The organism is Tolypothrix sp. PCC 7712, from assembly GCF_025860405.1.
Lineage (GTDB): Bacteria > Cyanobacteriota > Cyanobacteriia > Cyanobacteriales > Nostocaceae > Aulosira > Aulosira diplosiphon.
Map to the genome: position 1 here is coordinate 5,397,826 of NZ_CP063785.1, position 24,564 is coordinate 5,422,389.

Genomic DNA, 24,564 nt, shown 5'->3' on the forward strand with positions numbered 1-24,564 from the left:
TTACTCTGCCCCTACCTTCTCTTAAATCAAGCGAATTTTTAAAGAATCAGAAATGCCATGTTGATTAATCCAATCTTGAACTTCTGGAGTTAAAAGATTTAAAGATGCTCCTTGATTGGCTGCTGCTCGCAGGAAATGCAATACCGCTTCCGGGACTTCATCAGAACTGAGAGTATTCCAATAATATTTTAATTGTTCAATTTTACGTTCATATATCGCAAATTCAGCATTATTTTTGGGATAAGTAACGTTTTTTATTTCTCCATCTATAATCTGAATTTGCAGAACTGTATGTTTAAAAGCTTCTACTTTAGCTAGTAAATTGAGTATTTCATTCTTAGTGCTAGGCATTTGTTGGTCGCGGTAGCTTTTCCATGCTTCGCTCAGTTGCTGTTCTAGCGTAGTTTTTAGACTATCTATATTTGACTTTAAAAAGCTACCTTTAAAATTTTTATTATCAAGAATCCAATCAGAATTTTTTTGTAAATTATCCTCAGCATTGAGAATGAAATTTAATACTGACTCTGCTTTATGAGTTAAATCAATATTGTTAATACCCCTTTGGCGAAAAGCTTTTAATGCTTCCACAAGTGGCTGAATGGTTACAACAGCATCAGTTATTTGCTTTTGCCTAGTTTGAATAATTTGAAGATTAGCTGCAAAATTTTGCAGAGATTTTTTACGTTGAGATAACTCTATTAGTTCCTGTGATTTTTCTAAGAGCATTTTGTATCCCCCTTAATTTCATTCATTAAATTCCGTAAGTTGGCTAACCCCTCACAAATTTCTTGAAAACTTGATTCTACTGTTGCACCTTCAGATTTTTCTAATTCTGCAATACGACTTTTTGCTTCAAGAATCGAAGCATCTAGAAAATTATTAGTGTTATCGAGGAATTCTTGAGAGTCTATAATTACCTTACTTAATTTTTGATAGTCTTTACTTAGATACTGGAGTATTTTACCTGAGTTACTTTCGGAATCATTTTTCTCTATCTGTGCCTGCTTACTTATTTCTAAATATTTGGAAATTGCAGTACCATTTCTGAATTGATTTAAAATTTGTATCATTTCATCATAGCTTTTTCTACCACGGAATACAGCTGCATCTTGCGCGTTTTCTAAAGCTGAATTGATAGCTTTAATCACGTCATTTTTTTTAACATCCTCTCCCAAGTCTGAGATGAAATCCTGGTACTTATTTAAATTTCGTTCGTACTCTTCTTGGATAGCTTTCTCTAAGAATTCATCGACTTGTTGACGTACCTTTTGCAACTCTGGAAACTTATCGCTGACATCTTCAGGAATTTGCTGTTGAGGCTGCCAAGTTTTACGTACTTTTTCTAAAGGCTCAATAATTTGAATTGCATCAATAATTTGAAATGTTGAATTACTACCTTTTGTACAAGCAATTCGACTTTTAACAATATCTAATAATGCTTCTCGGTTTCTCTTGAGAGTAAAAGTATCAAACAGCTTTTTCCAACTAGATGCACGAGTCGTATCATCGTTTTTATCTAAGTCGATAAACAAAGAATTAATCAAATTTTCGAGCGTATTAGTAGGATACCCTGCCATTGTGGCACTAATCGCTAACAATTCCACCGCAGCAGGTACAGGGTTCCAAGGTTCACCAGACTCGCGGGGATAAAGGCGAATTTTTTCGATGACGTACTGACTCCAGCGTTCTAGATACTTGGCGTACATACGAAAATAGCGATCGCCATTTTCAAACTTCCAGTTACCGAATTTATTGTACTTTAATATACCTTGAATTACGTATACAGTTTCTGTAAATTCCTTATCATCATCTGGGTTAAGAGGCAGCGATACAATAATTCCAGAATAACGTGTTCTCTTAAGTTTCTTTGGGTTATGGAAAATGAGATTTTCTTGCTTAAGTAACTTACCACCACTACCGATGAAACTACCCTTCAGCAGCATTTCCGTATCCCATTCGATTTTTTCGATAATAGCGGGGAAAAGTAACTGACGAATATGTTGTGCAAGCGTATCTGAGAGTTGTCCTTGATTATTCCAACTGTTGAGTTCTTCCAGCTTTTCTTGTAGCGAAGTATCAATCTGATAATCCCCTGAAGGTTCTACAACCCTTGGTGGTACTCGACGATTTTCGGGTATAACCGGCGGAATTTCTTTCGGTTTAGTCTTGACATCAAGCAGAGGTAAATTAAAAGCAGTATGAACTTCTGGAGATAAATTACAAAGTTCATTACTATCATCCCACAGGTCTAAAAATACCTCGCGGCGCTTTGAGTTTTGTGGATCTTTGGATTGAATATCTAACTTTACAGTAGTACTTAATTTCATGTTACCAAAGTATTTTCCTAAAGTAACTGAAGGGAAAGTTCCATTTTTAATATCATCAATAGAATTTTCTAGAGTGTGTTTCAAAACATCTCTGATTAATATTCGGGGATTAAATTCACCTGGATTTACTCTACTAAACATCTGTACCAACGCTTTAGAATTGAAAGGATAAAGACCCATTCCCTGAACATGACCAAATCCTGTATGACAAGCTTGGGAATGTTCGCATTCGCTACAAGCACTTAGTAGTTCATCTCTATTTTGAGAATTTGCCCAATTTTCAATTTCCCTTTCTTCTAAACGAACAGCATTCAAATATCTCGCAACAAATACCTGAATATCATTCTGAGTAATTAAAGATTGTTCACCAATTGTATCAATATTAAGATTGACGCTGAAAGTAACGCGCTGTTGCACTGTATCAATCAAGTTTTTAAAGTAACCTGTAGTACAAGCTAAAGCTGTACGCATAGCACATAATGGCTTATTGTCACCTTGCTGTGGTTTTGCTAAAACGGCTTCGAGAACTTCTCTATCAATACCTTGCAATTTAGCAAAATCTTCAATTAAAAGTACTAATTCAATATTTTTTTCTGCCAATGTCTCACGAACTTCGCGCATTAATTGTTGCAAGTCTTCTCGACCAAAATTCAAAACTTGGGTGATAGCTTCATCTAAATGAGAGTTTAACCAAGTCACAGTTTGCTTCTGGATATCCTCATTACCTGTTAAGAACCAATAAAATTCTTTAGCCTTTTCTCCAGCTTTTTTAACATCTTGAAAATTAAGAGGTAAATCCTCAACAGAAAACTCCCGACGTTCGTTAATATCTTCAATAGTATATTGATATCCAAGTGTATGAATCACCAAGCGATGAATAATTTTTCCATCTCTTAATAAATGTTCTCGAAAGAAATCATCATATAGTAAAGCAGGTAATTTTTCGATTAGATGTTCCTGGGTTTCTTCATCAGCAAGTTTAGCCCGTGTATGTTGTCCGTTAACGCCAACTTGAAAAGCTAAATTATTTAATAATTGTTCTCTTGCACCTTTATCTGTAAAAGTACGACTCGATTGATTTAAACGTTTACGGTACTCATCTAATTTATCTACCTCAAATTCCGCAACATTTAAAATTTTTTCAATGATATCTTTTAAATTTGTCCCAATTCTGGGAATTAGCAGTACCTTTCGTTTATCAGTTGATTTTATATTAGCTTGCAACCAACGAATCAGGTGAGATTTTCCAGTACCTGATTCACCTAAAACGGGTACAAAAGCAAAATCTTTTTCAGCTAAAAAATCATGAAGAAACTGCGATTCATTGTATTCGCTCTTCGATAATGCCTTTATAGAGTCCTGGCGATACATTGCAATCGGATGATGTGTAGCCAAAAACAAATGATTTGCAGTTTGGGTTGCTTCTACATTCATCACCTGACGAATCATATCCAGCTTCCAACAGATGAATTTTTCAAAAGTCATGATTTGTATCCTTTCCAAATAATATGAGAAATTCGCCCATTATTATCAACTTGGTTATTAGCTTTTGGTAAAATCATAAAGGATGAATCAGATTGTCTCTCAAGCTGAATATCACCCTCATCTTGAAGTCTAAATAAGGCAAAAGCTGTACTTGTAGAAAGAAAGTTAGTTTCCCGTGCGCCAATTTTGGCTTCTACTTCTTCTCTAAACTTCCCAGTTTCAAATAAAGGACATTGTTTTGCTAATCTACTAATAAAATCTTGGATTGTAATTTCTTGTTCTTCATTAAACAAATGTTTGAGATTTCTTTTAATATAAGCAGTTGGATCTGGAACTGTTACAGGTTTTCCTCCTAAAGTATGACCCCATGCAAAACCTAGGTAGCGCATCCAGTCATCCATTTGAACAAAGAGACGACTGCTTGACATTTTCAAAAAATTGCCTACTTTTTGTTCGCTAACTCGCTTTTCCACTTCTTCCCAAGTCCCTGGTGCATCATAAATATCCTGTGCTAAATACCAAGCACAAACTCGACCAAAGTCTTCTTCATCTTCGTTATCAGTTGCAAAAAATAGATAAGTGAACGTATCAGGTAATAGCCTATTCTGCTGAGTCAATTTCAATTAGATTTGCTCGGTTAATCAGCGTCAAAGTGCGGATATTCCAAGCCCTATTTTTGTCACTTTGCATATCAATATCTTTTTCTAGCAAAGACGGAGGATTATCAATAGGTACGCGATATCTGCCGTTTTTTAAAGCTTCTTTTTTTGCAAACATACTTTGCCAACGCTGCAATCCTCTCTCGATAGTAATTGTCGATTTTTCGTTTAAACCATGAGCAATGTTGAAGTCTTCCGTTGTATATAATGTGAGCGATAATGATGCTTTACCGTCTCTTCCTCCGCGTCCAACTTCTTGATAGAAACGGTCAATAGTTTCGGGAATACAAACGTGAATTACTGCTCTGACATCTGCTTGGTCTATACCTAATCCAAAAGCAGAAGTAGCAACAACTATATCAATCTTTCCTGCACGCAATTTTTCAATAAGTTGTAACCTTTGTTGAGAGGTAGATTTACCTGTCATTATGTCAGTTCTGTTAAACCCAGCGCGGGTTAATTCTCGTCTCCAATCCTCGACATCTTTAACTTTAGTACCGTAAATAATTAACGGGCGAGGAAGATGAGAAACTGCCTCAAGTAGTCTTTGTTTTCTAACTTCTTCATTCTCACATCGCTGAAACCAATAAGCAGGCTCTGGTCGCAACTGTACGGCAGATATAACTTGTAAATCTTGACCAAATAATGTTTCCAGGGTGTCTAAACAGGATTCTGTTAATGTTGCTGTTAGCAATAAAGTATTAAAAGAGCTAAGACGCAATAAATCTCTTCGCAAACCAGGAATTTCTTGAAATGCGGGACGAAAATCATCTCCCCATTGCTCTACCATGTGCGCTTCATCGATAATAAAATACCTTAATATTCCCCGCTTGGCTGCTTCATACAGAGCAGGTGCCAGAGAATCCATTAAACTTTCAGGAGAGGTAAAAATTATTCTTTGAGTTCCGGCGCGAATGCGATCGCGTATCCCTTCTCTTCTTTCTTTACCCTCCACAGTATCATCGCTATAATACGCTGTGGCATGGTGTACAAAAGATTTCAATGCCCGTTCTTGGTCAATAGCTAACGCAGTAGTCGGGACAACTACCACGCTGACACCATTATTGTTTCTGGAGTTCAGCAATGCAGGTAGTTGAGCGCAAAGGCTTTTTCCCGCACCCGTAGGTAAGTTAATAATTAAAGTTGAATTATCAGGAGCAGTCAAAACTGCACGAATTGCTTCGCGCTGTCCGATACTGCGATATGTGTTTAAATCTACGAGTTGCAAAAACGGGTCGCCTGCAACTGGTTTATAATTCCGTCGAGGTTTTTCATCAAGTAAGGGAGTATCCGGGGGGTATTGGTCAGCAAGGTCAAGCCATTCCGGTTGCCAAGGACGGGCGCTGATGAGATAGTATTCTTCTTCTTCACCATATACGGTTATGCTAGCCTGCTCCCAAATAGTGCTATCGAGAAAAGGCGGTTTTCGAGGTATTTGGAGATAAGTTGGAGAACTTCCACCCTGTTTTGCATCCTCGCGTCGCAACACATGACGCACTAGGCTAACAATATCCCCAGACCCAGGCGAGTTTTGCAGCGCATCCAATAAGCGCCGATGACAAGGTTCTGAAACATTACTAATATCTTCAGAAATTTTACCTGTTTTGAGAATTTCCCGAAGTGCTGAGAATGAATCATTCATAAATCATCCTCCTGGGATTGCACTGGAGTTCGCCCAGAAACGATAATAAAGCCAACAGAATCTAGGCGAATGCTAGGATGGCGAATTCCTTCGATAATTATTTGATTTAATGCTATTTCGTGATTGAGTTCTTGCTCCAGTACCAAGTCGGAAATTCGCTCTTGGTTCATAAGTCTGTTGAGACGCAGGCGCAATTGCTCTAGTCTCTTACCTAATTTTTGTTCAGCACGGGTGGCGCTATCTTCACATAATGCAATAAAATCGGGACGTTGACTGAGTAATTCTAAAGACTTACTACGCGCCTGATAGCAAAATTCTGGCCAATTGCTCGCATCTATAAAGTTATCAAGAATAGATAAACGACTTTTAGCTAAGTTGTAATCTCGGCATTTACTTCCTTTGCCTTTATAAGGCCGTTTCAGGATATTTAATAGAGTCTCATCTTCAACAGCACACATTGGTTCATATCTGGCATCAATAAATACACTTTCTACAATTGGCGGAAATAACCCATCGACACGTCTTTGCAAAATTTTAGATTTTGTATTAGTTTCTTTGTAATTTGTTAAATTTGTTTCAATAACGTAATTAAATCGGAAACCATACCACTCTTCACCTTCCCCAGAATCCCAAGTTTCTGCAACTCGCCACATAGCAAAAGCTTGACCCCGATCGTCCCAATGAATATAAGATGATAGTGCGTCTACAAATTTTTCACCAATGCGATAGAGTTTCATACCAGACTGTTGATTTGCTACCCTACGGTTAAAAGTCCCAAATTCTTCTAAAACTCCTGCAAAATTGCTCCTCAAATCATTTGCTGGAATTAATGTATTTCCGGTAGGTTTATAACGCATTAGTGCCGACAAATTAGGATTAGTAATTGGCTGAAATCTCAACGCATCACAAATCCAATCTTCAGTTACTTGCTGGATTTCTTGATGACGAGCATCATAATCGTCTAAAGCTTGAAAATATTGGGTAGCGTTATCATCTAGAGCATCAATTTCATCAAGGGCATTTTGTTCGCTAATTTTTACTTGTTCTTGCTCAATTTCTTTTTGAATTACTTCTATATTTTCTAATAAACCATTTGCACCCATTTTAAAGAGAACTTCTGCTAATATAGGTAACTTTTCATCAACATAAAATTGGAGACTGGCAATAGATTGCCCAAAGATATTAAACCCTTCTTTCAATAAGCGATACCATGCATCATGGAGACTATCGGGTAAGTCTACGCCAGCAAATACTGTAAACTCAACTTTCAATAAACGACCAATCCGGTCTATCCTACCAATTCTTTGTTCTAGGCGATTTGGCGACCAAGGCAAGTCAAAACATATCATGTAGTTAGTAAATTGTAAGTTACGACCTTCTTCACCGGAGGAGTCGCAAACTAAAATAAAGCATTTGGGGTCTGTTTTAAACCTATTTAAGTTCTTCTCTACTTGAGAGCGAGTTTGTCCAGCTTGATGACTGACAACAGTCTCCTCACCAAAATGATCGCTCAAGTAACGGACAATTTCGGCGCAAGTTTGTACAAAACTGGTAAATATAACAATTTTTGCCAGACTGTCTCCCGGTATCGGTCTTTTTAGCCGTTGTTGAACCTCTGCAAGCAATTTAGGGAGGTTGAATTTCAAGGATTGTAATTTTAAAGGTTCGCAGAGTTGATAGAGAATTACTGTCTTGAGTAATTCCAGGCGATCGCCATCCTCTGACGGTTGTTCTAAAATTCGCAGCAAACTTTGCAATACCTCTGCTTCCCCAGCAAATTTAGGAGTTTCGGTCAGGGTATGAACGCTATCAGCCCCAAACTCCTGAATTACTTCCGCAGTAGATACACCGTTTAAACGTGCTTGAATTACTTGTTTTAAAATACCCAGCCAAGTACCAGAAGCACGAAATAGCAAGAGAAAAATATGGTGATATTGTTTGTCATCAGGAGCTACTTCACGCCACTCCTCAATTAGTTCGTGGATGTCAGGCGATCGCTCATCTAAATCGTATTCGGCTCTCAGTGTAATATTACGGTCAAAAATCACATCTTCTACGGAAGCACGACGATTGCGAAGCATCCTTCTATGAAGTCTGTAGGTATCGCTAATATGGGTACGAATTGCCCTGACAATTTCAACTGTATCCCCAGTCTTTGCTTGTAAACTATTTTCTAGATGGTCTGCCAATTCAAGTAAATACTCATCTTGAGCAAACAGGTTGCGGAGATTTTTGAGATTAGTTTTCAGAACGAAGGGGTTTGCACCTTCTTTAAATGACAGCAGAATTCGACCAATCTCTTGGCGTTTTACTACCCTTTCACGAAAACCTGCTAAGTCATTAAGTTGATAAGTTGTCGGATCGAGCAGATGTAGCATAGCGAGAAAATCTTGCTCGTGGTTGAGAACCGGAGTAGCCGATAATAGAAGCAGGCGATCGCTTTTATGGGCAAGATGTTTACAAGTATCAAAACGCTGGCGCACTGCTGCATAGCTAGAGGTCGCCATCGCTGCGATGTGCTGTGCTTCATCTAAAATTACCAAGCCAATATTCGCTTTTGGGTTGATTTTGTGAATATCCTCAACCGCCAGCACTTCCACCCGCTTGGGAAAGTGGGAGATGTAAAACTTATTTTCTAATTCTTGCTGCCATTGTTGAAGTAGATATTGCGGAACTAACACTACCGCATATCCAGAAGGTTCATCCAATAGGTATTGACGAAGAATCGCGCCAGCTTCGATGGTTTTTCCGAGTCCAACTTCATCCACCAGTAGATAGCAGTAAACGCCGGACAACTATTACCTAGTGTTTCCCATGCGCGATCGTGCTATCTGACGCTGTTCTAGAAGATCGTTTAGTAGCTGAGTTTGACTATCAGGGTGTTCCCAGTCTTCAATAAATCGTTTCAAAGCAACGTTTACCATATCTTGTATGCTTGGCGCAGCTTTCATGTACTCAGGATCAAGAGAAAACTTGATCTGCTGCAAAATTGCGTAGATTTCATCTGGAACTCGTACTGGTTGTGGCAAGGTTTTTGACTCTGGTGAAACTACTCTGTTATTATTCTATTAAACATATAAGCTTGTATACAAGCATTAATGAATGCACGTTATGATTTCTGTGTAGTTTAATTGCTAAAAGTTTTATGGCTTATGAGCTTTTAAGATTCCAGAGAAAATAAGATGGAGGCGCTGCTGTTTTAGCAGCGTCAAATTGAACATCTGTCCAGGGAGAAGCTGTTTGTATATTAGCAATTAGTCTAGCCCAATCAAGATTATTCGCTATTTTGATAACCCGCTCTGGTTGGTCATAAATCTCATATAAAAGTAAACTAATCTGCTTCATTTGCTGTAGTTGAAACAAAGGTGAAAAAGTATTTTCTAAATTTGTGTAATGGTTAATCCAAACTTCATGTATAAAGTCAATACCAGGAAATAAAAATAATAAATATACTGCTACTACTCCTTGATATTTGAAAATTCCTGCTTTTAATTGAATTTGCACTCTTTCACCAAGTCCCCAACTCTCTCCAGGTTTCATTTTAAATAGAAACATTGGAGAGTAATCAGTAGTTAGACGGTTATTATCTGTAACAACTGGAATAAAATAATGCTCAGAACGCTGGTCTTTTTTTACCCAGTTCCAAACTGATGTTCCAACTTCATCATTCAGCAGAAGTTCTATAAAATCGATTGGTTTCGATTCATTCATAACTCTCAATAGTTTGAAATTTTTGAATTATGGGTGTACTAACATCTTACCTTCAGCAAGAGTTTATCCGACGATCTTACCCTGGATGGGTATGTCGTCATGAGAGTGCTATATTGCCCAAGAATCTGACAAATTTATTAGGCTATGCTCCTCGTGTAGATGTTCTGCTAGAACGTCAAGATGGTTCAAGGCGGCTATGGATTGAGTTCGAGATTAGCAGAGCAGATCCGGTGGCTAACCATGCTAAATTTGCTACTGCTCACTTATTTAAGCCACAACAAGAAACTGACAGCTTTATTAGTATGGTGAGTTCTCATGTGGCTCGTGGGCGGAGGAATTTAGCAGCAAATACTATTTTATTGATGCGTCATATAGGTATGAGTGCCTTTCAAACGGTACTATTCCCACAGATAGCTAAAGAAGAAATTCAGCGTCTCAATCATTTGAACCTGAAAAGCCTAACAAACCTTGGTCTTGCAGTCGAACCTGAAATTGAACGTGCGATGTCTATTTCGGCAACCATTTTGACTGCTTTATCTCGTCGCATTCATTTCGCAGGTGACATGATGGATGTCATGCTTAACCTTCGCCAATGGAATAATGATTTAGAAACCCTTCAAGGAAAAAAATTATGGGGTAAGCGCACAATTACTTACTTTGTTTTTGATCCATACTCAAAAAGTTTTGCACCATCAAAATTCTGCGCTTACATAGCTATTCCATCTGTATTTAACCCTCATATTACTAACCTTAGTTATATGAACAGAGTAGAAATGACAGTAGAGCTTTATGTAACTCTAGATGGTACAGATAGTCGTTTTGATGGTCGTAACGCTCACAATCATCTCACTCAAAGTTTAGCTATGACTCATTGCAAATATAATGAATCTCCAGAGATAGCATTTATATTTAATGAGTGGCTTAATCATTACTCAAGTAGTATTAACGTTCACCCTAATGGTGCTGTGTTTTTATTACCACCATCATGGTTTAAATAGTCAAAATAATTACTCGTAAAACCGCTTTTGAATAAATGCTTAATTCGTGGTGACTGCTTATCTATAAAAGGAATACGCACAGCAGCATAAGCTTTACCACTTAAAGTATGATAGTTTTCTACTGCATCAAACCAAGCTTTACGTAATGGACTTGCTGAATCAAAACTGGTTATTCCCAAATGGCGGAAATAAGGAAGAGCATCAATACGCCCTACTCCAAATAAATGTAATCTGGTGTTCGGTGTTAAATGTTGATAAACTTCTTTCAAAATTTCTAAAATTTCTATAGTTGGTGTCCTGGCAACTCCCCCTATAGCAATATAGTCATATCCCATTTCAACCAGTTTTTTTACTGCATCAGCATAAGTTTGAGGATTCCAACCTTGAGCTACACCAATAGGAGTAAAATTATATCCAATTTTATGATGTTTAGATATAAACTCTTCTGCATTTCGTAAAGTTAAGTCGTAGCGCTTCTCTCTAACTCCAGGCTCGGCAAATGGCCCTACAATTAAATGGTCAATACTTACTCCATAATTAAATTGTAATTTTTCATAATAATCTAGAATTTCTACAGTATTATAAGGAGGTATTTCAAGCTTAATATATCCAAAAGCTCCGCAATCTCCCATAATTTCACCTGGGAATCTTACAAAGTTACGGATACCTCCTAATTTCTCTATATCTGCTCTTTTATTTTTTATCTTATCAACAACTACTTTTGAAACCAGAATTCCGTCATAATTAGGCTCTGAATATATCTCATGAGCATATATATCATCTTTATATGCACTCCGATTTTTAGTAGCTTCATCTAGTAAAAAGTTATATCCATTATCTACCTTATCATCCCATTCGGGAATGAAATATTTCATTATCAAATGCGTATTAATTGCTCTCGGTAACTTCAAAAACTCATCTAAGTTTGCTATTGTTTTTTTTTGTTTTTGAGATTTCTTATTAATATTTGTTTTTTTTGATGTAGTCGAAGTAATTTCTAAAGGAAGTTCTAACTGTTGAGGTTGATTATTTAGGACTTTCTCTAAAATTTTGGGGTTGTTATATAGCTCTGATAATAAGTTAGGTTCTCGTCTACTTTCACTAGCAATTAACTTAAGTAATTGTCCTTTTAGTCCAACTAAAGCACAGCCAAATCGTGATGCATCTGCATTAGAAAACGTTAACAATTCAAAATTGGTATCTTCTAAAAATACAAGGTTTCTACTTTTATTAGAAGCTAAAATAATAAAAGTCTGTTTGGGATGAGTTTCAACTGGTAAGTTTAAAGCCCTTAGATATTTATCTCCTAATAAGACAAATACTAAATCATACCCAATAACTGTTTCCTGAAAATCTTTATGTATTCCGATAAAATTCGCCCACGAAGAAATTTCATCACTTTTCATTGAGTTGAAAGTAACGGAATAGGGGACAATAACTTTGTCTTCAGGGATTAGTCCATAACCTGCTGAGATGATTTTTACATCTACCACTTCTTTTCCAAAGCGCGATCTCAGGATATCCACCCCCTCCATTAGCCGTAGATGTTGCAGCCCTGTGTACATCTGACAGGCTGAACAAGAGAATTCTGAAAGTGATTGTGTGCGTTCTCTTAATCTCTTTGTGTCTTTAAAATCTTCTATTGTTAGCTGATTTGTTGGGTTATGAAGCTTTTTCCCAGTACAAGAAGTAATAATTAGTGTGCGAAGGCGTGAAATTGTGCTAGTTGAAACCAAGGTTTTTGTTAAGGGTGATTTAGTTATCTTCATACTCTACCTAAGAATTAGGAGTTTCTGACACTGCAACCTTTAGCTGCATATCAGACTTTACAAGCCACGACAAATACAGCCTCATGTAATTGAATTTTCTTAATCTTTCAAGGTGCTTCTTTGGGATAGGCGATGTCTGCAACAAGCCGCTAAAAGCGTCTACGCTACCGACGCATTTGACCAATAACGCTTTACTGTACTTTGTATTTCTGCATTCAGCTTGCCTCAGAGCAAGCGATTGCCTGTGAACAGCTTTCATCACCCTAAATTCCGGATAATTCCATATGATTTGTCAAAAAACACTGTTGCTGTGCCTGTATCGCCGTGGCGAGATTTAGCCATGATAAGTTCTAGAATTCCTTGGTCTTCTGTGTCTGGGTTGTAGTACTCATCTCGGTAAGCCAAGATGATATTATCAGCAACCATCTCTAAAATTCCCGACTGGCTGAGGTCACTCATCATAGGACGCTTATTTTGCCTACCCTCTACTCCCCTAGAAATTTGAGAAAGCGCTAACACAGGAACATTTAAATCACCAGCCATTTTGTAAAGTCCCCTGGCGACATCTCCTAGTTCATAACTGCGATTACCCCCTGAGTCTTCTGCCATCATTTGTAGGTAATCGACTACAACCAATCCCAACTTTCCTTCTTTGGCTTTTATCTGACGACATTCGGAAGCAATTCCAGAAACAGTAATGCCTCTTGAGTCATTCATATAAAGCGGTAATTCTGAGGCAATACCAACAATTTTGGCAATACTGGTGAATTCCCAGCCCTCTAAAGGTTGATTACCTGAACGATGTCTGCGGATGCGATCGCTCTTTAGTGGGATCAAGTCTAAATGCTTGTAGGCATTGGTAACACTAATTAAACTCCACAGTCTGTACTCCAATTGCTTTTTTGTCATCTCCAGCGAGAAGATAGCCACAGGTAAGTCGTGGAGCAGTATCATCTGGAACGCCAGGAACAGCGCGATGAAAGATTTCCCTATTGATGGCCTACCCCCAACTATGGTGAGTGTACCGTCTTCAAATCCCAGCATTAAATTATCAAGCTCATGAAGTCCTGTGGGGTATATGGGATTATCTGAATCTAATTCCTCGTAAGCAGCAATATTAATCGTGCTGTTGTGTTCAGTATTGTTCGTAATAGTTTGATTAGATAGTTGAAAAACCTTTTGCTCTGCCTGATCTAGGACAATTGGTAACTCTTTTTCAGTCTCATAACCCAGATGCACAATTTCATTACCCGCTTTAATTAACTGCCGCCGCAGATACTTGTCCATCACCAAAACAGCTAAGGCATCGATGTTAACGGCTGACACTGTGCGGTCTACAAGGGTGGCTAATTTATTTCTCCCACCAATACGCTCAAGTAAATTTTGGTCAGCCAGCCAACTGGTGACTGAGAGTAAATCTGTGGGTAAAGATTGACTCAAGAGCCGCAGCGCAGCTTGGTAAATATCTTTGTGGGCGCTGATGTAAAAGGCTTCTGGAATTAAGCGATCGCAAATCCTGCTGATTGCTTCTGGGTCTAGCATAATCCCGCCCAAAATGGCCTCTTCTGCCTCGATGTTTTGGGGTGGCAGGCGGTCAGCTGGCCCTTGAAAACTTAGTTCTTTCGCCATAAGCAACTTGAGATTTTCAATTCACAGGACAAAGCTTTTGTAGGGAGGTTGAAGCTCACTATGCTGATTGCTTCTGGGTTTGACATTATCCAAACCAAGCTGGCTTGTTCCATTTCAAGAACATTGGGAGCGATCATACTTTCTCCTTATAGGTTTCCATAGCTTGCTGATGTTGTTGTTCGATTTCCTGTTGAAACTTTTTCATCATTTGGCTGCTGCGACTGCTTTGAGATTTTTTGGCTTTTGCTTGTTGCCAAGCCAGAAATTTCTTGTAATAAACTTCCCAGCGATTTTGTCCAGCTTTATTTTGATGAGCCAACCAAGCTTCTATGTCGTTAACTGGGTAGCTAAGATTTTTAGTTTTTTCCTCACAAAATTCCAAAAAATTCGCTCGCTCGTCTTCTGAGAGAGTCTGAATAAATTCTGTATAAGTCTGAGAGATCTGAGGGGATCTAGAACCATTACTGTACAAGGGTTCTAGCTCTTGATTTGGACAATTCTGTCCAACTCCGGACAATTCTGTCATTTTTCTCTCACGAGAAAATTTAGGTTTACTTTTAGATTCTGGACTGTCCAACTCCGGACAATCTTGTCCAACTCCGGACAATTCTGTCATTTTTCTCTCACCGGAAAATTTAGGTTTACTTTCCGATTGATTTGCTTTTTTCTTTTGACGTAGTTCTTTGGCTTGCTTACCTGCTAAATTCTGTCCACGAATTACTACGGGTTCCCATCGGTAAAGTTCTAAATCTTCAAGTTTTGCCAGAGAACGTTTAACCTGTCTTTCACTGACACCGATTGCTTCTGCAATTTCTAGAATTCTTGGTAGTTCTACCATGCGATCGCCGAAAGGCTCAATCATTTGTAGATAAGACCATAGTGACCAGTCAGCAGCAGTTAACTTGCCGCGAATAGCTTTAATAGCCATTGAGTTAGGAGTTTGGTAGAAACCATCTAATTCGATACCAAGCATTGGGCAATCAGGGACTACCGTAAGTTGAGTTTGGTTTGACATCGCTAGTCCCTTTGTGCTGGTGTGAATTCACCGTAGGCTTTCAGCCACTCTTCATGCTGAAGTGGGTAAAAACGTCCTTGATTTTTTGAATTTGGCTGTGTCATAGTTCCTGGAGTTTAGACTAAATGGAAGAGATGAAAGAGAAAAAGGGGATGTCTGATTGAAGACAGTCCCCCTTTCGGCAGAAGCTAAGAGAGAATCACCTACTCTTATCTGCCAATATGAAACGTGCCAGACTCGAAGAATTTCGTCAAGCCGCCTATACGCATCTAAGCAAAGCACATGATGCAACATTTGAACTAACAGATGCGATACTGTTGACCCGTAATGTCTACAGTCTGGCAGATTTATCGTTATCGCCAGTGTTTAGACGCAAATGGCCGAGTATCTATGAAGCGATACAAGATACCAAACCAGACCGCGAGAAATTAATGGAGTTATATATCAAGCAAATACCAACAGAAAAACGCATATTGTTGGCAGGAGATCATACAGCTTGGTCACGCCCAGATGCGGTGACACTCAAAGAACGGACAATAGAACACAGTAGCACAGCGATCGCGGGAAATAAACCGATTACGATTGGGCAGGGATATAGTACTATAGCTTGGATACCAGAGGATTCAGGAAGTTGGGCACTACCGCTGAGGCATGAACGGATTACCAGTTGGGACAATCCGATTGAGAAAGCAGTTGAACAACTCAAAAAGGTATGTGAATCAATGTCTGTTCGACCAATTTCGCTTTGGGACAGTGAATATGGTTGTGCGCCTTTCGTATTAAAGACAGCTAGTATAAAAGCCGATATCTTAGTTAGACTACGTTCAAATCTGTGTCTATGGGGCGCACCACCCGCTTACTCTGGCAAGGGTCGTCCTCGCAAGCATGGTGCTCAATTTAAACTCAATGAACCCTCAACCTGGGGCGAAGTGGCATCTGTGCTGGAAGTAAATGACCCAAAATTGGGACGAGTTAAAGTCAGTCTGTGGGAAGATTTGCATTTTCGCAAAGCTGCTGCACGCCCAATGACGCTACTGAGGGTGGAACGTCTTGATCTTGATGGCAATTTGAGAGTATTAAGACCTTTGTGGTTGGCTTGGGCTGGGGAACAAATGCCACCATTGGATGAAGTTTGGCGATTGTACTTGCGCCGATTCACAATTGACCATTGGTATCGTTTTCTTAAGCAACGCTTACATTGGACAGTACCAAAATTCAGTACTCCAGAACAATGTGAACATTGGAGTGACTTAATGCCGTTAATCACTTGGGAGTTATGGTTAGCTCGTGATATCGTTGCTGATCATCCTCTTCCCTGGCAGAAGTCAATAGATAAATTGACCCCGGGACGAGTTGCTCAAGCTATGGGTGGAGTTTTCGCCGCGATTGGTACTCCTACCTCTCCACCCAAACCTCGTGGAAAGTCCCTTGGGTGGACACCAGGTAAAGCCCGTAACCGGAAAATACGATATCCAATTGTTAAAAAGACTGCTTCTAAACCACGCAAAGAGGAACAAAAATCTGCTTAATCTCAAATATCTTCATTCTTGAAGGTTGTGTTTTATGAACTCAGCACTGCTGGGTCATTTGTTGCTGTCTAGTCTAAACTCAAATGTATAAGCAACTGAAATTTATCCCACAAAGGCTGTCAAAAAATGTGAAAATTTTAATTGATATGGTTTTGGGTACTTTCTAATCATGTTGAATATCAAAGATATTGAAATCAAGAATATTGACCATTTGGGTATAGTGGCAGGAATCGTAGACTCAATTGGTTTGGTGTCAATAATTAATAATTTAATAGGGTCAGAAGCCGGAGAAAAAGTTAGTGCTGGACATGTAGTAAAAGCAATGATTTTAAATGGATTGGGGATGGTTTCAAAACCATTATATATGTTTCCAAAGTTTTTTGAATCGATAGCTTGCGAGCATTTAATTGGAGCCGGAGTCAAACCAGAATATCTGAACGACGATAAACTCGGCAGAGTGATGGATAAATTATTTATAAAAGGTCTAGATACAATATTTTTAGCAATTAGTTTAAATGTGGTGAAAAAATTTGAAATATCTTTAGGGTCATCGCATTTAGACTCATCATCATTCCATCTACATGGAGAATATAAAACTAGTTTACCACAGGTGATATTTCCAAGAATTGGTGATATTCAGTTTCCCGAAGAATCAGAGACAAAATCACCGGAGGCTATAAAAATTACATATGGTTATTCTCGTGACCATAGACCAGATTTAAAACAATTTATTATGGAATTGGTATGCTCCGGAGACGGAGATATACCAATATTTTTGAAAGCAGCATCCGGAAACCAAGCTGACTCAGCATGTTTTGGAGCAATTGCCGTGGAATATCTCAATCAAATAAAAGTCGATAGTTTGATGGTGGCAGATTGTGCATTATATACAGAAGAAAATATCAAATTAATGTCTAATATTAAGTGGTTGTCTCGAGTGCCTTTAACTCTAAAATCAGCAAAATCTTTAGTCACAACCTTAGCAGAATCAGAATTCATTAAAAGTGAACTAGATGGATATTCATATGTTGAAAAAAAAGTCAGCTACGCAGGCATAGCGCAAAGATGGTTAGTAGTACAAAGTCATGCTAGAAGAAAATCAGACTTACATAAATTATCACAAACTATTGAAAAATCTCTCTCTAGTTCCAAAGCCAAGTTAAAAACCTTGTCACAAGAGAAGTTTGCATGTTCATCTGATGCCATGAAGGCATTATCAAAAATATCTAAACAATTTAAACACCATCAAATAGACAAGATTGAAATCACTGAAAAAACACCCGATGCCAAAGATGAAAGGATAGACAAATATTATCAAATTTCAGCAACTGTCTCACAAAACGAAAATGCAATTGCTCTCGAAACCAAAAGTGCTGGGCGGTTTATTATTGCCACAAATGTCTTAGAATCAAAGCAACTTGATAATGCTCAAATGATTAGAGAATACAAAGCACAGCAATCATGTGAAAGAGGATTTGGTTTTTTGAAAGACCCATTATTTTTTACAGATAGTATTTTCCTTAAAGCAAGCGAAAGAATAGAGGCATTGGCAATGATAATGGGGTTATGTTTACTAGTCTATACACTTGCACAAAGACAAATAAGGGCAGCTTTATCAGCGTCAAAATCAACTATTAAAAATCAATTAGGTAAATCGATAAATAACCCCACATTAAGGTGGATATTTCAATGCTTTGAATCAATTCATCTTGTGACCTTAAACCAGGACACAGATATTTCTAATTTAACGAGCGAGAGAAATTTTATTCTGACATTGTTACCAGAAGATTGCCGCCGTTACTACACCTGCATAACTTAATTTTATCTAGATTCTTCAGGGTGCAAGTATGTTTAAATGGACTATCGCTCTTTCATTCTTAGTCCTAAATTATTATGCTGATTTTTTACTTAGTTTTCCCTTTATATAAGTTTTGATTAATAATTTAATGAAAATCATAATATTTGATGATTATCAGTTACTCAAATTGCTTGAATTTTTTATTGCTTCTTATTGAGAATAGTATAAATGCCTCTAAAACTTCTTAAAATATCTTTTTTGCTCATTTAATGTGTTCTTTTATTCTCTATTGATGAATCAACCTCAGTAATAACCGATTGTGACAGTGCTGGGTACGGAAGGAAGGAAACAATTCACTATCAATAAAGATGGAGAACCTGTACTTAAAAGAATTCCATCCCTAGCTCAAACGCATGAAGTGGAAGAATTAGAATCAAAAATTCGGGCTTTAATGCCGGAACGTAGTATCTTAGAAATCCTTTGTAATGTTGAGCATTGGTTGAACTGGACAAGGCATTTTGGTCTGTTTTCAGGAAGCGAACCCAAAATATCTGAGCCTGCTGAACGTTATATTTTTACTACGTTTAGCTATGGCTGTAATCTTGGCCCAAATCAGATGGCTCGTCATTCCCAAGGTGCAGTGACTTCTCACATGATTTCTTATACAAACCGTCGCCATATTAGTGCTGCCAAAATTGAAGCGGCAATTCGGGATATTATCAATACGTACAATCGGTTTAGTTTACCATCTTGCTGGGGTACAGGGAAAAAGGCTGCTGCTGACGGAAGCAAGTTTGAGATATACGAGAATAATTTACACAGTGAGTATCACATCCGCTACGGTGGTTATGGTGGTATTGCTTATCACCATGTCTCTGATAAATATATTGCTTTGTTTACCCACTTTATCACCTGTGGTGTGTGGGAGGCTGTCTATATTTTGGATGGGTTGTTGAAAAATCTCTCAGATATTCAACCGGATACTTTGCACGCAGATACTCAAGGTCAATCTGGGCCTGTGTTTGCTATTTCCTACCTTCTTGGTATCAAATTGATGCCACGTATCCGTAACTGGAAGGATTTAACTTTTGTTCGCCCCAGCGTAGATGTTACCTACAAGCATATTGAACCGTTGTTTAAGGGCGTGGTCAATTGGAATTTAATCAAGACTCATTGGTATGACATGATACGTGTAGTACTGTCAATTAAGGCAGGTAAGGTGATGCCCTCGACGCTTCTACGTAAGTTGGGTAGTTATAGTAAGAAAAATCGACTTTATCAAGCTTTTCTTGAGTTGGGTAAGGTAGTACGGACTATGTTTTTACTCGACTATGTTTCTAATGTGGCTCTTCGCCATGAGATTACAGCGATAACCAATATTGTGGAGATGTACAATGCCTTTCTGGACTGGGTATTCTTCGGTAAGCTGGGAGCGATTACTGAAAATGATCCTATTGAGCAGGAAAAGCGGCTGAAGTATCTTGATTTGGTAGCAAGCGCAGTTATTTTGCAGAATACGGTTGATATGTCGTTGGCTATCCAAACGTTAATGTCACAGGGAGAATTGATTCCTATGCGACACCTTGCAGCAATGAGTCCATACATCACAAGACATATCAAAAGATACGGTGATTATGTGGTGAATTTACATAATATTCCCCAACCATTGGAAGCTGCTATTGATCTGCCACCAGAAATCTTTGAAACTTAGATATATCAAAGGTTTCCAGACCATCTTGCAGGTTTTTACACGTATCTCGGCTCAATACCGTTATGAGTTTGCAGCTGGTTTAAATGCTTGTTTGAATCAGATAAATCAACTGATAACGACGAGTACAGCTGATTTAGTCAACAAAGAAGACCTCGCAACATTGCAAAAGCTACAAGAAGAATATACAGCTGAACTGCAAACTGTACGGGGTCGAGTTGATGCTCTAGAAGCTCGTACCGCAACATTAGAATCACAGCAATTCTCGACAACTACGACACTGCGAGGAGAAGCAATTTTTGCCTTAGCTAGTGTGTTTGGCTCTGATAGAGCAATCAATACCGATGCTCAAAATGCTGGTAATACCAGACAAGGACTTAATGAAAATGCAATTTTAGCCGATCGCGTTCGCTTGAATTTTGATGCCAGCTTTACTGGTAAAGACCGCCTCAGAGTGAGGTTACAAGGGAGAAACATTACTTCATTTAACACAGGTGTGACTGGTACTAACCAAACTCGTTTAGGATTTGATGGCAATGAATCCAACAATGTTAGCATCTCAGCTCTGTATTACCGTTTCCCCATAGGTAACTCTACGATGGCCGCTATAGCTACTGAAGGGTTGGAATATATTGATGAAGTACCTCCCCTCAGCCGCAACTTTGATGCTAGTGGTTCAGGTGCGTTATCTCGTTTTGGACGTTATAACCCCATTTATCGGGCAGCAGAAGGGCCAGGTATCATCGTTAATCACAAGTTCAACAGTGCTTTAACTCTCACTGCTGGCTACGTTGTACCATCTGGTGTTGGTAACGATCCTAATAATGGTAGAGGTCTTTTTAATGGTGCTTACTCCGCATTAGGTCAAGTGACTTTTCAGCCCATCTCTCCATTGAGTTTGGCTTTTACTTATGTCAATGCTTATTACACTGATGGTAGTGGAGTCTCTGGTACAACTGGCACTGGTTTTGCCAATAACCCATTCAACGGTGCGCGCACTTCTGTGAATAACTATAGTTTGACTGCTAACTATAAATTCAGTCCAAAGTTTACCCTGACAGCTTGGGGAGGCTATACCAATGCCAAGGCTGAAAATACAGCCGTTGCTAGAAGTGATGCAGAGATTTGGAACTGGGCGGTTCAGCTAGGCTTTCCCGATTTGGGAAAGAAAGGAAACTTTGGTGGGATTGTGTTTGGTGCGCCACCTTACGTTGCTAGCAATCAATTTGTTAGTGGTGCTAATCGCCGCCGAGACGATGATGTCACCTATCATTTAGAGGCATTCTATAGATATAAGGTGAATGACAACATTGCTATTACCCCAGGATTGATATCCATCTTTAATCCTGAAGGTAACAGCAGTAACCCCAATATATATGTGGGAGTAGTGCGTACTACCTTTACTTTCTAAACCCATCTGCTGATGCGATCGCTTCTCTAATGATAGAGGCGATCGCAATGTGAAAACTCAAGCTAATCTGTGATTGCGTAGATAAGGATCAATAGGCTAGTTCAGCAAATAAAAACACTTTAATACCAATTTAATATGAAGCTGCATATAATGGAGAAAGCAAACTCGGTAAATTAAAATAACCATGAGCCGCCCTTTTAAGATTGAAATCGCAGAGAGCGAAGAAGAACTTAAAAAACGTCTACAAACAGTCAACGTAGGGAACCAGAAAGACAAACTTATGATGCTGTGGTGGATAAAAAGTGGTCAGGTTCAGGAGCAGCAAGACATTGGAAAACGCTTGGCGAAAGATACTTCAACGGTAACAAGGTGGATACAAAAGTATAGGTCAGGTGGGCTAGATGAATTATTAAAAATTAAAAAAGCACTATTGTGCAAAACGCAAAATTAACGAGCTTGCGATCGCAGGACTCTCCGAAGAGTTAAAAACAGGAACGCTCGATACTCCTGAAAGGAGTGGCTGCCGCCATCGCTCCAAATTTTTTCAGGCTTTCGCAAGATGCAGGGGGAGTCGGTTGTAAAAAATAAATTCCAACCACCACCAAGGGAAATATGAAAAGCAGCGATGCTCCAGGGGAGCCGCTACGCGTTCACGAAGTGACTCCGTTGCGTTAGCTTCCCGCAGGGTAGGAGTATCGCCATCTTAGTTTTGAGAACATATAAATTCTAATTTAGGTTAACTTAATATCTTGCACATTTACGTATACATACAGCAAAATCAAACATCTGGGCGATATAGCTACAGTACCTTTGTTTGCTTTTAACACTAAATTACTACTTTTAGCTTTATGCTGAGTATTTAATCTCACCATTTTTGCTTGGAAGATGTGAGGAGTATGTCAGTAGAAAATCCAAGTCCTTTAGAGATCGCACTCACCCTTTGGAGTATTGGCATTGTTTCCGAGCAGAACCTCATCGCTTGGGCTGATGCTCAGATTCTGGCGATTGAAAAACCTGCTGATGATTTACTGGAAATTGCCACTAAAGGTGCTAAAGTGTGCATCAAACAAGGGTTGATTGAAACGCTTCCAATTGCCCTTGGCTACTCAGAGGAATTTTTTATTCGAGCTTATTTGTTGGATATCGAATGCGATACTCCGCAGGAGTCACTTTGCGATCGCGCAACAAAATCTTTCATCGCTTGGGTTGCTCACAACTGCTGTGGGAGTACGGAAATACCTGAAGCTGTACTAGGGTATCATCTAGAACACTTATACTGTGATTGTGAGGATGTTGATGCGGCGATTTCCCTGCTACGGGCTGAACTTCCAAAAATCATGCCTCGTTGTGAATCCTTTGCTACTGTGTTTTTGGAGCAAGTCTCTGGGTTAGAGCTATGCATTTAACCGCCCATCAAACTGCAATGATTGAAGTTGCTAGGGAGATTCGTTTCGCGTTAGATCGCTTGAAATACCTCGATCCAGATGGAATGTGTTTGGCAATAGACTTAAATCCACCGCTTGGCTCAATGGCGATTCTAAAAGCATTGGAAATTCAGCTACCATTCGCCTATGCTGCTTTTTTGCTAGAGGTGGGAAATGGAGGGTGTTGGGATTGTGCCGAGCGCGACTGCTGGATGACAATTGATGAAATCATGCAACATAATTCTACCCAGTTATGGCACCAGTCACCGCCTGATTTCGTTAGTCAATTTCTGTCAACAGGAAAGCAATCTGATGCAGTCGAGTTACCCTATCTCCTGAAGATTAACGCGCTCCCTGGACTATTGCGAATTGGGTTGTATCCTCCAGAGCAAGAGACTTACGGGTTGTTTCTGACGCAAGAAGGACATGAAGTGAAAATTCAAATCTGCTTACAACCGTTGTTGACCTATGTTGTGATGGAACGCTATACACCGAAGCAATGGTTACAAATGCATCTCAATTTTTTAAATAATGAGATTTATGAAATTGAAAAATCTATCTCAATTTTGAATTCTCAGCAAAGTCCGTACCTTCTTTTCAAAGGATATTTCATGGGTTTATCCGAGGCTAGGTTGAAGCTGTTTATTGAAAATTGTCCCGCAATTGTTTTAGAGAGAAAACGAGAATTGCTGGATGAGAGATAAGCATGGAAAAACTTTTGTTCTAATTGATGGGTATACACTAGCGATCGCACAAAGCGATTCAGGTGTGTTATTCTCTGGTCGCCACAGTCGCAAAGCTATAACTAAATATGACGATTCGCTCCTGATTCAGTTTTTGGCACATCATGCCCATCATTTGGATGTTTTTTGATCCACCACTACCTCAACCTGACTTTCATCAGCTTTGCTTACAGCATTTTCAAAAAGCAAAATTGCAGTACCCGTATACAATTCCCTTTGAAGCCGATGGGAAGCAATATCAACTGGTGACAGGAAGTGTATATCACAATGAGATCGGCTTGTTGACGGTTTTAGAAATTACAATGCCGATAAATGCGAATACCTTATTTACCAACGTGAATGAGCCGACATACCTAGAGTTAGTTATCTGGGCTTCGCAGACATCCTGCTTACCTCCGGTTGAAGATTGGGAAATGTCTGTCGATTGGAGAGGACGAGAGGATGAGTTGGTAACTTTAGGAACAGATTCTTCCTTACCCCAAGCTGATTTTTTCTTGAATTGTGTAGCGTCTCACTTAGCAAGATTATGGCAAAATGGCGATCGCGCAGCGTTGAAAAAAGGATTGCTCCCTTTGCGAAGTTATTTCCCCAAAGAAACCTACTTTCTCTACTGTCGAGGTCAGATGCTACTATCCGGGGAACTGCGATTTCACTATGGGGAATGGTTTGATGGGGGCTTTCTCCGGCTTTTTCGGGCAGAACAAGGGGAGTCTTAA

At 39.0% G+C, this 24,564-nt stretch carries 20 protein-coding genes; 10 read left to right on the forward strand and 10 right to left on the reverse strand.

Annotated features, from left to right (window positions below):
• Window positions 1–21 precede the first annotated feature (21 nt).
• From HGR01_RS22175 to HGR01_RS22205, 7 genes are all read right to left on the reverse strand, one after another.
• Window positions 22–726 (reverse strand): hypothetical protein, encoded by a 705-nt coding sequence (locus HGR01_RS22175; protein WP_045871520.1) that lies wholly within the window; start codon window positions 724–726, stop codon window positions 22–24.
• Entirely contained in the window at window positions 717–3,812 is a 3,096-nt protein-coding gene (gene dpdH, locus HGR01_RS22180; RefSeq protein WP_045871519.1) for a protein DpdH, read from the reverse strand. Before dpdH ends, HGR01_RS22175 begins: the two co-directional genes overlap by 10 nt.
• Window positions 3,809–4,429 (reverse strand): protein DpdG, encoded by a 621-nt coding sequence (gene dpdG, locus HGR01_RS22185; RefSeq protein WP_155539354.1) that lies wholly within the window; start codon window positions 4,427–4,429, stop codon window positions 3,809–3,811. Before dpdG ends, dpdH begins: the two co-directional genes overlap by 4 nt.
• Window positions 4,413–6,113, reverse strand: a complete 1,701-nt coding sequence (gene dpdF / locus HGR01_RS22190; RefSeq protein ID WP_096621725.1) for a protein DpdF — start codon at window positions 6,111–6,113, stop codon at window positions 4,413–4,415. Before dpdF ends, dpdG begins: the two co-directional genes overlap by 17 nt.
• Window positions 6,110–8,908, reverse strand: coding sequence for a protein DpdE (gene dpdE / locus HGR01_RS22195; protein ID WP_228045408.1), 2,799 nt, complete (start codon window positions 8,906–8,908; stop codon window positions 6,110–6,112). Before dpdE ends, dpdF begins: the two co-directional genes overlap by 4 nt.
• A 3-nt stretch (window positions 8,909–8,911) precedes the next feature.
• Window positions 8,912–9,142: a hypothetical protein gene (locus HGR01_RS22200; protein ID WP_045871517.1), complete on the reverse strand. Its 231-nt coding sequence runs from the start codon at window positions 9,140–9,142 to the stop codon at window positions 8,912–8,914.
• A 121-nt stretch (window positions 9,143–9,263) separates the two neighbouring features.
• The gene (locus tag HGR01_RS22205; protein WP_045871516.1) at window positions 9,264–9,824 is read right to left on the reverse strand and encodes a hypothetical protein; all 561 of its coding nucleotides are present in this window, start codon (window positions 9,822–9,824) and stop codon (window positions 9,264–9,266) included.
• 113 nt (window positions 9,825–9,937) lie between these two features.
• Between HGR01_RS22205 and HGR01_RS22210 the strand changes: the two genes are divergently transcribed.
• Window positions 9,938–10,822, forward strand: coding sequence for a hypothetical protein (locus HGR01_RS22210; RefSeq protein WP_045871515.1), 885 nt, complete (start codon window positions 9,938–9,940; stop codon window positions 10,820–10,822).
• Here HGR01_RS22210 and dpdA read toward each other — a convergent pair.
• The 3 genes from dpdA to HGR01_RS22225 form a co-directional block, all read right to left on the reverse strand.
• On the reverse strand, window positions 10,774–12,591 hold the full coding sequence (dpdA, locus tag HGR01_RS22215; RefSeq protein ID WP_096621729.1) for a tRNA-guanine transglycosylase DpdA: 1,818 nt from the start codon (window positions 12,589–12,591) through the stop codon (window positions 10,774–10,776). The genes HGR01_RS22210 and dpdA overlap by 49 nt on opposite strands.
• Before the next feature lie 258 nt (window positions 12,592–12,849).
• Complete coding sequence (gene dnaB, locus HGR01_RS22220; protein WP_045871512.1) at window positions 12,850–14,220, reverse strand: replicative DNA helicase; 1,371 nt, start codon at window positions 14,218–14,220, stop codon at window positions 12,850–12,852.
• A gap of 133 nt (window positions 14,221–14,353) precedes the next feature.
• Window positions 14,354–15,235 carry a hypothetical protein gene (locus HGR01_RS22225; RefSeq protein WP_194007787.1) on the reverse strand — a complete coding sequence of 294 codons (882 nt, stop codon included), beginning with the start codon at window positions 15,233–15,235 and terminating at the stop codon, window positions 14,354–14,356.
• A gap of 221 nt (window positions 15,236–15,456) precedes the next feature.
• Here HGR01_RS22225 and HGR01_RS22230 point away from each other — a divergent pair, with 221 nt between their 5' ends.
• The 9 genes from HGR01_RS22230 to HGR01_RS22270 all read left to right on the forward strand — a co-directional run bounded on the left by HGR01_RS22230 (window position 15,457) and on the right by HGR01_RS22270 (window position 24,564).
• The gene (locus tag HGR01_RS22230) at window positions 15,457–16,764 is read left to right on the forward strand and encodes an NF041680 family putative transposase (protein ID WP_045868498.1); all 1,308 of its coding nucleotides are present in this window, start codon (window positions 15,457–15,459) and stop codon (window positions 16,762–16,764) included.
• A 169-nt stretch (window positions 16,765–16,933) separates the two neighbouring features.
• Window positions 16,934–18,583 (forward strand): IS1634 family transposase, encoded by a 1,650-nt coding sequence (locus HGR01_RS22235; RefSeq protein ID WP_081584055.1) that lies wholly within the window; start codon window positions 16,934–16,936, stop codon window positions 18,581–18,583.
• 298 nt (window positions 18,584–18,881) lie between these two features.
• Complete coding sequence (locus tag HGR01_RS22240; protein WP_052335248.1) at window positions 18,882–20,273, forward strand: Tn3 family transposase; 1,392 nt, start codon at window positions 18,882–18,884, stop codon at window positions 20,271–20,273.
• The gene (locus HGR01_RS22245; RefSeq protein ID WP_228045624.1) at window positions 20,263–21,681 is read left to right on the forward strand and encodes an iron uptake porin; all 1,419 of its coding nucleotides are present in this window, start codon (window positions 20,263–20,265) and stop codon (window positions 21,679–21,681) included. Before HGR01_RS22240 ends, HGR01_RS22245 begins: the two co-directional genes overlap by 11 nt.
• Window positions 21,682–21,865: 184 nt before the next feature.
• Window positions 21,866–22,132 carry a helix-turn-helix domain-containing protein gene (locus tag HGR01_RS22250; RefSeq protein WP_096621733.1) on the forward strand — a complete coding sequence of 89 codons (267 nt, stop codon included), beginning with the start codon at window positions 21,866–21,868 and terminating at the stop codon, window positions 22,130–22,132.
• Between the two features lie 445 nt (window positions 22,133–22,577).
• Window positions 22,578–23,087: a hypothetical protein gene (locus HGR01_RS22255; RefSeq protein ID WP_045871510.1), complete on the forward strand. Its 510-nt coding sequence runs from the start codon at window positions 22,578–22,580 to the stop codon at window positions 23,085–23,087.
• The gene (locus HGR01_RS22260) at window positions 23,078–23,809 is read left to right on the forward strand and encodes a hypothetical protein (protein WP_045871509.1); all 732 of its coding nucleotides are present in this window, start codon (window positions 23,078–23,080) and stop codon (window positions 23,807–23,809) included. The genes HGR01_RS22255 and HGR01_RS22260 overlap by 10 nt, the downstream gene beginning before the upstream one ends.
• Window positions 23,799–23,978 (forward strand): hypothetical protein, encoded by a 180-nt coding sequence (locus HGR01_RS22265; protein ID WP_045871508.1) that lies wholly within the window; start codon window positions 23,799–23,801, stop codon window positions 23,976–23,978. The genes HGR01_RS22260 and HGR01_RS22265 overlap by 11 nt, the downstream gene beginning before the upstream one ends.
• The gene (locus tag HGR01_RS22270; RefSeq protein ID WP_045871507.1) at window positions 23,953–24,564 is read left to right on the forward strand and encodes a hypothetical protein; all 612 of its coding nucleotides are present in this window, start codon (window positions 23,953–23,955) and stop codon (window positions 24,562–24,564) included. The genes HGR01_RS22265 and HGR01_RS22270 overlap by 26 nt, the downstream gene beginning before the upstream one ends.